At 73.0% G+C, this 9,814-nt stretch carries 14 protein-coding genes; 11 read left to right on the top strand and 3 right to left on the bottom strand.

Going from position 1 to position 9,814, the window contains the following annotated elements:
* Together ACFFJG_RS01410 and ACFFJG_RS01405 are read right to left on the bottom strand one after the other, a co-directional pair.
* A partial coding sequence (locus tag ACFFJG_RS01410) for a cytochrome ubiquinol oxidase subunit I (protein ID WP_378516828.1) occupies positions 1–1,342 on the bottom strand: 1,342 nt, incomplete at its 3' end.
* 83 nt (positions 1,343–1,425) lie between these two features.
* Complete coding sequence (locus ACFFJG_RS01405; protein ID WP_378516827.1) at positions 1,426–1,914, bottom strand: GNAT family N-acetyltransferase; 489 nt, start codon at positions 1,912–1,914, stop codon at positions 1,426–1,428.
* Between the two features lie 22 nt (positions 1,915–1,936).
* Between ACFFJG_RS01405 and ACFFJG_RS01400 the strand changes: the two genes are divergently transcribed.
* Positions 1,937–2,455 carry an HIT family protein gene (locus ACFFJG_RS01400; protein WP_378516826.1) on the top strand — a complete coding sequence of 173 codons (519 nt, stop codon included), beginning with the start codon at positions 1,937–1,939 and terminating at the stop codon, positions 2,453–2,455.
* Positions 2,456–2,458: 3 nt separating this feature from the next.
* On the opposite strand, the gene ACFFJG_RS01395 is transcribed toward ACFFJG_RS01400, so the two are convergent.
* The gene (locus ACFFJG_RS01395; RefSeq protein ID WP_378516825.1) at positions 2,459–2,593 is read right to left on the bottom strand and encodes a hypothetical protein; all 135 of its coding nucleotides are present in this window, start codon (positions 2,591–2,593) and stop codon (positions 2,459–2,461) included.
* A 71-nt stretch (positions 2,594–2,664) separates the two neighbouring features.
* On the opposite strand from ACFFJG_RS01395, the gene ACFFJG_RS01390 reads away from it, so the two are divergent.
* The 10 genes from ACFFJG_RS01390 to ACFFJG_RS01345 all read left to right on the top strand — a co-directional run bounded on the left by ACFFJG_RS01390 (position 2,665) and on the right by ACFFJG_RS01345 (position 9,768).
* A complete protein-coding gene (locus ACFFJG_RS01390; RefSeq protein WP_378516824.1) occupies positions 2,665–3,438 on the top strand; it encodes an inositol monophosphatase family protein in 774 nt (257 codons plus the stop codon).
* A gap of 10 nt (positions 3,439–3,448) precedes the next feature.
* The gene (gene pgsA, locus ACFFJG_RS01385; RefSeq protein ID WP_378516823.1) at positions 3,449–4,072 is read left to right on the top strand and encodes a phosphatidylinositol phosphate synthase; all 624 of its coding nucleotides are present in this window, start codon (positions 3,449–3,451) and stop codon (positions 4,070–4,072) included.
* Positions 4,073–4,136: 64 nt separating this feature from the next.
* Positions 4,137–5,069: a pyridoxal 5'-phosphate synthase lyase subunit PdxS gene (gene pdxS / locus ACFFJG_RS01380; RefSeq protein ID WP_378516822.1), complete on the top strand. Its 933-nt coding sequence runs from the start codon at positions 4,137–4,139 to the stop codon at positions 5,067–5,069.
* Positions 5,063–5,668: a pyridoxal 5'-phosphate synthase glutaminase subunit PdxT gene (gene pdxT, locus ACFFJG_RS01375; protein WP_378516821.1), complete on the top strand. Its 606-nt coding sequence runs from the start codon at positions 5,063–5,065 to the stop codon at positions 5,666–5,668. Before pdxS ends, pdxT begins: the two co-directional genes overlap by 7 nt.
* Before the next feature lie 37 nt (positions 5,669–5,705).
* Positions 5,706–6,479 carry a YebC/PmpR family DNA-binding transcriptional regulator gene (locus ACFFJG_RS01370; RefSeq protein ID WP_378516820.1) on the top strand — a complete coding sequence of 258 codons (774 nt, stop codon included), beginning with the start codon at positions 5,706–5,708 and terminating at the stop codon, positions 6,477–6,479.
* A 128-nt stretch (positions 6,480–6,607) separates the two neighbouring features.
* Positions 6,608–7,153: a crossover junction endodeoxyribonuclease RuvC gene (ruvC, locus tag ACFFJG_RS01365; protein WP_378516819.1), complete on the top strand. Its 546-nt coding sequence runs from the start codon at positions 6,608–6,610 to the stop codon at positions 7,151–7,153.
* Positions 7,150–7,749, top strand: coding sequence for a Holliday junction branch migration protein RuvA (gene ruvA, locus ACFFJG_RS01360; protein ID WP_378516818.1), 600 nt, complete (start codon positions 7,150–7,152; stop codon positions 7,747–7,749). The genes ruvC and ruvA overlap by 4 nt, the downstream gene beginning before the upstream one ends.
* Positions 7,750–7,811: 62 nt before the next feature.
* Complete coding sequence (gene ruvB / locus ACFFJG_RS01355; protein WP_378519436.1) at positions 7,812–8,843, top strand: Holliday junction branch migration DNA helicase RuvB; 1,032 nt, start codon at positions 7,812–7,814, stop codon at positions 8,841–8,843.
* An 81-nt stretch (positions 8,844–8,924) separates the two neighbouring features.
* Positions 8,925–9,227, top strand: a complete 303-nt coding sequence (gene yajC, locus ACFFJG_RS01350; RefSeq protein WP_378516817.1) for a preprotein translocase subunit YajC — start codon at positions 8,925–8,927, stop codon at positions 9,225–9,227.
* A complete protein-coding gene (locus ACFFJG_RS01345; protein WP_378516816.1) occupies positions 9,220–9,768 on the top strand; it encodes an adenine phosphoribosyltransferase in 549 nt (182 codons plus the stop codon). The genes yajC and ACFFJG_RS01345 overlap by 8 nt, the downstream gene beginning before the upstream one ends.
* Positions 9,769–9,814: the final 46 nt, after the last annotated feature.

Below are 9,814 nucleotides of genomic sequence, written 5' to 3'. Positions count from 1 at the left end.
AGGGGCTCGGGAGGTCCTCCTCGCCGGCGCGCCAGCGCGCGGCCATCGACCGCAGCACCACGACGGCCCCGTAGGTCATCGCCGCGTAGACCAGCGCGGTCACGGCCAGCAGCAGCCACAGCCCGCTGTTGCTCCCGGCGGCCTCCGCGGTGCGCATGTGCCCGAAGACCACCCACGGCTGACGCCCCACCTCGGTCGCGACCCAGCCGGCCTCGAGCGCGACCACCGCGAGGGGTCCCGACGCGACGGCCGAGCGGAGCACCCAGCGGCTGCGGAGCGGGTCGCGTCCGCGCCACCGTGCGATCCAGTAGACCGTCACCGCCACCGCGAGGAGGGTCCCGATGCCGATCATGGTCTGGAACGCGAGGTGCGTGAGGTTGACGGGCGGCCGGTCGGCCGGAGCGAACGTGTCCAACCCCTGCACCGGCTTGTCGAAGGACCCCCGGGCGATGAAGGAGCCCCACTTCGGGATGTCGATCGACCAGCGCACCTCCCCGTCGACCAGGAGGCCGCCGAGCCGGAGGGGCGCCGGCTGCTCGGTCGTGGTCGCCAGCTCGAAGGCGGCCAGCTTGGAGGGCTGGGTCTCGCCCAGGCGCATGCCGAGGAGGTGGCCCACGACCGGCTGGACCAGCGCCGCCACCGTCGCGAAGGCGAACGGGACCGAGAAGCCGAGACGGTGGTGGGCGTCCCTCCGGCCGCGCAACATGCCCGCCGCGTAGACGGCGGCCACGCAGAGGCCGACCACCAGGTACGCCGCCACCCACATGTGGGCGAACTGCAGGAAGGCGCCGCTGCTCAGCAGGACCGCCCACGGGTCGACGTCGGTCACCTCCCCGTCGACCACCCGGAACCCGGTCGGCATGTTCATCCACGCGTTGACCGAGATGACGCAGTACGTCCCCACGACGCCGGCGAGGGCCATCGGGACGAGCATCAGGAGGTGGCGGCGCGGCGGCATCCGGTCCCAGCCGTAGAGGTACAGGCCGATGAAGATCGCCTCGACGAAGAACGACAGCCCCTCGAAGGCGAACGGCAGCCCCAGCACGTCGCCGAAGCGGCCCATCAGGCCGGGCCACAGCAGCCCCATCTCGAAGCTCAGCACCGTCCCGGAGACGGCGCCGATGGCGAACAGCACCGCGGCGACCTTGCCCCACCGGCGGGCGAGGGCGAGCGCGACCGGGTCGCCGCGCACGACGCCGCGCCAGTGCACCACGAAGATCATCGCGGGGAACGCGACGCCGAAGCAGGCCAGCACGATGTGCCAGCCGAGCGACAGCGCCATCTGCTCCCGGGCCGGCAGCAGGCCCGCCGGGTCGGTCACCAGCACGGTTGCTCCGACCATGGCGTACCTCCGGCTCGTCGGGAGTGCTCTCCCTCCGTGCCCGTCTGCGGTGCTGCCATGCGACCTCCGGGGCCGCCGGTCCGTCAGGGCGTCGTCGAGACCGGCTTGACGTACCTCCGGCAGGGCGAGACGTACGTCTGACCACCGGCCGACACCTCGTAGGGCAGGTCACCCTCGTCGGACCAGCCGCGCCGCTCGTAGAAGCGCCGGGCGCGGGCGTTGCCGGCCACGACGGCGAGCCACGCCGTTTGATGGCCGCCGGCGGCGACCTGCTGCTCGGCACCGTCGAGGAGCTCTTCGGCCAGCCCCGACCCGCGGGCGGCGCGGGCCACGAAGACCTGCTCCACCTCGTCGCGGGACACCATCGTGAAGCCCAGCAGCGTGCCGTCGTCCGCGACGGCGACGGTCGTGTCGGCGACCCGGCCGGGGGTGCGCTCGTGAAACGCCTCCAGCGTGCGGGCCGCGGTCAGGCCCTCGGGCACGTGGCCGGCGTGGCCGTCGTGCCACCCCTCGTGCCACAGGTCGGCCACCGCCGCCATGTCCGCGGGCTCGGCCGGTCGGATCGAGGTCATGGCCCCACCCTAGGATCGCGGCATGGCAGAGGGCACGAGCAGCCAGGCTCCCGACGGGCTCGAGCGGATCTGGACGCCGCACCGGATGGCGTACGTCCGCACGGCGGTCGACGAGGAGGGCTGCCCGTTCTGCGCGATCCCCTCCCACGACGACCGCGAGGGCCTCGTCGTGGCGCGCGGCGAGTCGACCTACGCCGTGCTCAACCTGCACCCCTACAACCCCGGCCACCTGATGGTGCTGCCCTACCGTCACGTCGCCGACCTGACCGACCTCACCGCCGACGAGGCCGCCGAGCTGATGGCGCTGACGCAGCAGGCGCTGCGCACGGTCCGGGCGGTGAGCAGCCCGCACTCGTTCAACGTCGGGCTCAACCTCGGTCGATCGGCCGGAGGGTCGCTCGCCGACCACCTCCACCAGCACGTCGTCCCGCGCTGGACCGGTGACGCCAACTTCATCACCGTCGTCGGCGGCACCAAGACGCTGCCGCAGCTGCTCGAGGTGACCCGCGACCTGCTCGCCGACGCGTGGCCGGGCGGCTGAGCGCTACTTCTTGCGGGGCACCACCGGGTCGGGGGCGTCGGTCTTCCCGGCCGCCTTCGCGTGCTTGTCGGCGCGCTTCTCCTTGATGGACTTGCCGGACTTCTTGGACATGCCTTGCCGCGGCGACTTGTCGCTCATCGGGGCTCCTCGGTCGGGGGCCTGAGTGGCTCCGTCCTGCCACACTACGCCCGGCGACTAACGTGGGTGGAGTGGACGACCCGCAGCTCGCCGCCGACGCCTTCCTCGCCGCCGACCTGGTCCGCGAGGCCGCGCTGCTGGCCGCCCGGATCCGCGCCGAGGGCCTCGACGTGGAGCGCAAGACCAGCGGCTCGGACATCGTCACCCAGGCCGACACCGCCGCCGAGCGCCTGATCGTCCAGCGGCTGTCCGCCGAGCGTCCCGACGACGGCGTCCTCGGCGAGGAGGGCGCCTCCCGCGAGGGCACCTCCGGGCGCACGTGGGTGGTCGACCCCGTCGACGGCACCTACAACTTCTCCCGCGGCAGCGACTGGTGGTGCAGCGCCCTCGCGCTGCGCGACGAGGGCGACGTGCTGCTCGGGGCGGTCCACCACGCCGCCTCCCTGCGCACCTGGGTCGGGGGTCCGGACCTCCCCAGCACCTGCGACGGCGTCCCCTTGGCGCCGCTGCCGGTGACGCCGCGCGAGGCGCGCTGCGCGGTGACGTACCTCCACCCGCCGTTCTACGGCGGCCCGGTCGGCGAGGTGTTCGCGCGGGCGCTCGGCGAGGTCGGCACCCTGCGCATGCTCGGATCGGGGACGATGGACTGCATGGCGATCGCGTCGGGGGAGTGGGACGTGCTCTTCCAGCACTCCGTCGCCGACTGGGACCGCCTCCCGGGCGCGGCGATCGTGCGCGGCGCGGGCGGGGAGTCGGTCGTCGTGCCTGCGGCCGGGGTCGACTGGACCGTCACCGGCGCGTCCGCCGCGGTGGCGGACGTCCGGGCCGCGCTGCTCGGCAGGTAGCCTGCGGCCCGTGCTCGATCGGTTCAAGCAGTTCTGGCAGGGCGTCATGCTCGCGCCGTTCATCAACCTGTTCATCCGGCTCGGGGTGAGCCCCGACGCGGTGACGCTGGTCGGCACCCTCGGCGTCAGCTTCGGCGGCCTGTTCTTCTTCTCCCAGGGCTGGGTGTGGCAGGGCGTGCTGTTCGTGACCGCCTTCGTCTTCAGCGACCTCGTCGACGGCGCCATGGCCCGCAAGGTCGGCCGCACGGACGACTTCGGCGCGTTCCTCGACTCCACCCTCGACCGCGTCGCCGACGGCGCCCTCTTCGGCGGACTGGCGCTCTACTTCGCCTGGCACACCGACAGCCACCTCTACCTCGTGCTGTGCCTGGTCATCCTCGTGATGGGCGCCGTGACGTCCTACGCCCGCGCCAAGGCCGACCACCTCGGCTACGACGCCAAGGTCGGCATCGCCGAGCGCCCCGACCGGCTCGTCGGCATGCTCGTGCCGGCGTTCTTCGCCGACCTCCTCGACCTGCCCTGGCTGCTGTACGTCGCCCTGTGGGCGCTCGCGGTCGCGGCCAGCGTGACCGTCGTGCAGCGCATCTGGGTGGTCCGGCGCCAGGCCCTCGCCCGCGCCGCCGCCCGGGCCTGATCGAGCGCTCGACCAGCCGGTCCCCGGTGCATCCTTTCGGATGAGCCGGGACTACGATCCAGCCATGGCTGAGCACACCCCCCAGACGACCCCCTCGACGCCTGCCGAGACCCCCGTCGAGCACGGCACGAGCCGCGTCAAGCGCGGCATGGCCGAGATGCTCAAGGGCGGCGTCATCATGGACGTCGTCACCGCCGAGCAGGCGAAGATCGCCGAGGACTCCGGCGCCGTCGCCGTCATGGCCCTCGAGCGCGTCCCCGCCGACATCCGCGCCCAGGGCGGCGTGTCCCGGATGAGCGACCCCGACATGATCGACTCCATCATCGAGGCCGTCTCGATCCCGGTGATGGCCAAGGCTCGCATCGGCCACTTCGCCGAGGCGCAGGTGCTCCAGTCGCTCGGCGTCGACTACATCGACGAGTCCGAGGTGCTCACCCCGGCCGACTACGCCAACCACATCGACAAGTGGAACTTCACGGTGCCCTTCGTCTGCGGCGCGACCAACCTCGGCGAGGCGCTGCGACGGATCACCGAGGGCGCCGCCATGATCCGCTCCAAGGGCGAGGCCGGCACCGGAGACGTCTCCAACGCCGTCATGCACATGCGCACCATCGGCGGCGAGCTGCGCCGCCTCAGCAGCATGTCCGAGGACGAGCTCTACGTCGCGGCCAAGGAGCTGCAGGCCCCCTACGAGCTCGTCAAGGAGGTCGCGGCCGCCGGCAAGCTGCCCGTCGTCCTCTTCACCGCCGGCGGCATCGCCACCCCGGCCGACGCCGCGATGATGATGCAGCTCGGCGCCGAGGGCGTCTTCGTCGGCTCGGGCATCTTCAAGTCGGGCAACCCCGCCCAGCGCGCCGAGGCGATCGTCAAGGCGACCACCTTCCACGACGACCCCGACGTCGTCGCCAAGGTCTCCCGCGGTCTCGGCGAGGCCATGGTCGGCATCAACGTCGACGAGATCCCGCAGCCGCACCGGCTCGCCGAGCGCGGGTGGTGACGCACCCCACCATCGGGGTGCTCGCCCTGCAGGGCGACGTGCGCGAGCACCTGGCCGCCCTGCGCTCGCTCGGGGCCGAGCCCGTGACTGTACGCCGCCCTGCGGAGCTCGCGGCCTGCGACGGGCTCGTCATCCCGGGCGGGGAGTCGACCACCATGGTCAAGCTCGCCCGGATCTTCGACCTGCTCGAGCCGCTGCGCGAGGCCGTCCGAGGCGGTCTCCCGGCGTTCGGGACGTGCGCCGGGATGATCATGCTCGCCGACCGCATCGAGGACGGCGCCCCGGGCCAGGAGAGCATCGGGGGGCTCCACGTCACCGTGCGCCGCAACGCCTTCGGGCGGCAGGTCGACTCCTTCGAGGAGGACCTGCACCTCGACGGCCTTGACGACCCCGTGCGGGCCGTCTTCATCCGCGCCCCGTGGGTGGAGTCGGTCGACGACGACGTCGAGGTGCTGGCCCGGGTCGAGGGGGGACCGGCCGCGGGTAGGATCGTCGCGGTGCGCCAGGGTCCCCTGATGGCGACCTCGTTCCATCCCGAGGTCGGCAGCGACGACCGGGTCCACGGCCTGTTCGTGGACCTGGTGCGCTCGGCCCGTTGACGCATCGCGCCAGACCCCGCGACAGACAGAGGTACTCATGTCAGGCCACTCCAAGTGGGCAACGACCAAGCACAAGAAGGCCGCCATCGACGCCAAGCGCGGCAAGCTGTTCGCCAAGCTGATCAAGAACATCGAGGTCGCCGCCAAGCAGGGCGGGGGAGACCCCGCGGGCAACCCGACGCTCTACGATGCCATCCAGAAGGCCAAGAAGAGCTCGGTCCCCAACAAGAACATCGACTCCGCGCTCAAGCGCGGCTCCGGCGCCGAGTCGGGTGGGGTCGACTACAAGAACATCTCCTACGAGGTCTACGGCCCGCAGGGCGTCGCCATCCTCGTGGAGTGCCTCACCGACAACACCAACCGTGCCGCGATGGAGGTCCGCACCGCCGTCACCCGCAACGGCGGCACGATGGCCGACCCCGGCTCGGTCTCGCGCCTGTTCACCCGCAAGGGCGTCGTGGTGGTGCCCAAGGCGCAGGAGGGCCGTGAGGTGAGCGAGGACGACGTCCTCGAGGCCACCCTCGACGCCGGCGCCGAGGAGGTCATGGACCTCGACGACACCTTCCAGGTCCAGAGCGAGGCCACCGACGTCGTCGCGGTGCGCACCGCGCTCCAGGAGGCCGGCATCGACTACGACTCCGCCGACGTGGAGTTCGTCGCCAGCCTCGAGATCCCGGTCGACGCCGACGGCGCGGGCAAGGTGCTCCACCTCGTCGACGCGCTCGAGGACCTCGACGACGTGCAGGACGTCTTCACCAACGTCGACATCCCCGCCGACGTGATGGCCGAGCTCGAGTCCGCCGACGCCTGAGCCCTCCCCGGCTCGCCGTCGCCCTAGCAGCGGCCCCGCCGCGCGTGTCGTCGTCGTACGACGTGCGCGGCGGGTTAGCGTGTCGGCACGAACACATGTTCGGACGACCGCAGGGAAAGGGGAGACGCGTGCGCGTGCTCGGCATCGACCCCGGGCTGACCCGGTGCGGCGTCGGCGTCGTCGACGGCAGCGTCGGACGGCCCCTGTCCATGGTCGACGTCGGCGTGATCCGCACCAGCTCCGGGCTTCCGGTCGCCGAGCGGCTGGTGACCATCGAGAAGGGCCTCGACGCCTGGATCGAGGAGCACCGCCCCGACGCGGTCGCCGTCGAGCGGGTCTTCGCCCGCTCCGACGTCAGCACCATCATGGGCACCGCCCAGGCCAGCGGCATCGCGCTGGTCGTCGCCGCCCGCCGTGGCCTGCCGATCGCGATGCACACCCCGAGCGAGGTCAAGGCCGCCGTCTCCGGCAACGGCCGCGCCGACAAGGCCCAGGTCGGCGCGATGGTGGTCCGCATCCTGCGCCTGCCCGAGCTGCCCAAGCCGGCCGACGCCGCCGACGCGCTCGCGCTCGCCATCACCCACGTGTGGCGCGGGTCGGCGAGCAGCCGGCTCGAGGCCGCCGTGGCCAAGGCCGGCCCCCGACGCACCAGCCATCCCGTGAGGACCCGATGATCGCCTTCGTCCGCGGCGAGGTCGCCGCCGTGACCCTGTCCAGCGCCGTCCTCGAGGTCGGGGGCGTGGGGCTGGAGCTGATGTGCACGCCCGGCACCCTCGCCACGCTGCGCGTCGGCCGCGAGGCGCGGCTGCCGACGAGCATGGTGGTGCGCGAGGACAGCCTCACGATCTTCGGCTTCCTCGACGACGACGAGAAGTCGATCTTCGAGATCGTCCAGACGGCCTCGGGCGTCGGGCCCAAGGTGGCCCAGGCGATCGTCGCGGTGATGAGCCCCGACGACGTGCGCCGCGCCATCGCCGCCGAGGACGTCAAGGCGCTCACCCGGGTGCCGGGCATCGGCCAGAAGGGCGCCCAGCGGATCATCCTCGAGCTCAAGGACCGCATCGGTCCGCCGGTCGGCAGCATGCCCACCGGGCCGGCCGCGCCGGTCGTCGAGCCGTGGCGCGAGCAGGTGCAGCAGGGCCTCGTCGGCCTCGGCTGGTCGGCCAAGGAGTCGGAGAAGGCCGTGGAGGCCGTCGCCGACCAGGCCGGCGACGCTCCCGACGTCGGTGCGCTGCTGCGGGCCGCGCTGCGCACGCTGAGCAGGGCGTGAGCGACGTGAACTGGGACGACACCGACGAGGACGTCGAGCTCTCCGAGGCCGAGCTCGCGCACCTGCAGCGCCTCACCGACGCCGAGGCCGACGGCGACGAGCGCGCCGTCGAGGCGGCGCTGCGCCCCAAGACCCTCGACGAGGTCGTCGGGCAGGCGCGGGTCCGAGACCAGCTCGGCCTCGTGCTCGAGGCCGCGCGCCGCCGCGGCCGCGCGCCCGACCACGTCCTGCTCTCCGGCCCACCCGGGCTCGGCAAGACCACCCTGGCGATGATCATCGCCGCCGAGATGAGCACGCCGCTCCGCCTGACCAGCGGCCCCGCCATCACCCACGCCGGCGACCTCGCCGCGATCCTGTCGGGCCTCAACGAGGGCGACGTGCTCTTCGTCGACGAGATCCACCGGATGTCGCGCCCGGCCGAGGAGATGCTCTACATGGCCATGGAGGACTTCCGGGTCGACGTGGTCATCGGCAAGGGCCCCGGCGCCACCGCGATCCCGCTGGAGATCCCGCCGTTCACCCTGGTCGGGGCCACGACCCGCGTCGGCCTGCTGCCGGGCCCGCTGCGCGACCGCTTCGGCTTCACCGCCCACCTCGAGTTCTACGAGCCCCACGAGCTCGACCAGATCGTGCACCGCTCCGCGGGCCTGCTCGGGGTCCACCTGACGTCGGAAGGGTCCAAGGAGATCGCGTCGCGCTCGCGCGGCACGCCCCGCATCGCCAACCGGCTGCTGCGCCGGGTCCGTGACTACGCCCAGGTGCGGGCCGACGGCGTGCTCTCGCTGCCCGTCGCGCAGGCGGCCCTCGACCTGTTCGAGGTCGACGAGTCCGGCCTCGACCGGCTCGACCGGGCCGTGCTCGACGTGCTGTGCCGCCGCTTCGGCGGCGGACCCGTCGGCATCTCCACCCTGGCGGTCGCCGTGGGGGAGGAGCGCGAGACCGTCGAGGAGGTCGCCGAACCGTTCCTCGTCCGGATGGGCATGCTCGCCCGCACCCCGCGGGGCCGCGTCGCGACGCCCGCGGCCTGGCACCACCTCGGCCTGACGCCCCCGGCGCTGCCGACCGTCGACTCCACGCTCTTCGACGAGGTGTGAGGCGGCCCGGCGGCGCCGCGTAGACTCCACGCGCTCACGCAGCCCCGACCCTCCGCCCCCGATCCCGAGGAGAGCCCGACCGTGAACGACCTCGCCGCCCTGCTGCCCCTGGTGGCCATCCTGGCCCTGTTCTGGTTCATGGTGGTGCGCCCGCAGCAGCGCCGCCAGCGCGAGGTGGTCTCCCTCCAGCAGAGCATCCAGGTCGGCCAGCGCGTGATGATGTCGGCCGGCCTGTTCGGCACCGTCGTCTCGCTCACCGACGACCGCGCCACCCTCGAGATCGCCCCGGGCACCCACGTCGAGGTCGCCCGTGCCGCGATCGCGAAGGTCGACGAGCCCCTCACCGGCGACAGCCCGACCCACCTCGAGCCCGGCGATGCCTGATCGCCGCACGGCCGTCGAGGCGCTGCGCCGGCTCACCGTCGACGTCCCCGACTGGCCCGAGGCGGGCGTGACGTTCAAGGACGTCACGCCGGTGCTGGCCGACCACGCCGCGTTCTCGGCGGTCATCACCGCGCTGGCCGCAGCCGGTCGCGACGACCACGGCACGGTCGTGGTCGACAAGGTCGTCGGCATGGAGGCCCGCGGGTTCATCCTGGCCGCGCCCGTCGCGCTGGCGCTCGGGGTCGGCTTCGTCCCGATCCGCAAGGCCGGCAAGCTGCCCCGCGAGACCCACGCCGTCGCCTACAGCCTGGAGTACGGCGAGGCGACGCTCGAGGTCCACCGCGACGCGATCGCGCCGGGCGAGCGCGTCCTGCTCGTCGACGACGTGCTCGCCACCGGCGGCACGGTCGCGGCGACCCGCGAGCTCGTCGAGGCCTGCGGCGGGACGGCCGTGGGCGTCGCCGTGCTGATGGAGCTCGGCTTCCTCGACCCGCGCTCGGTGACCGGCGACCTGCCCGTCGAGAGCCTGCTCACCCTCTGAGCGCGCGGCCCACCCGATCCGCGCGCGGCGGCTGGCGCCGCGTCAC

The sequence above is a fragment of the Nocardioides zeicaulis genome (assembly GCF_042432345.1).
Lineage (GTDB): Bacteria > Actinomycetota > Actinomycetes > Propionibacteriales > Nocardioidaceae > Nocardioides > Nocardioides zeicaulis.
The sequence above is the reverse complement of the archived record's forward strand: the minus strand, read 5'-3'. Positions and strand labels throughout refer to the sequence as shown.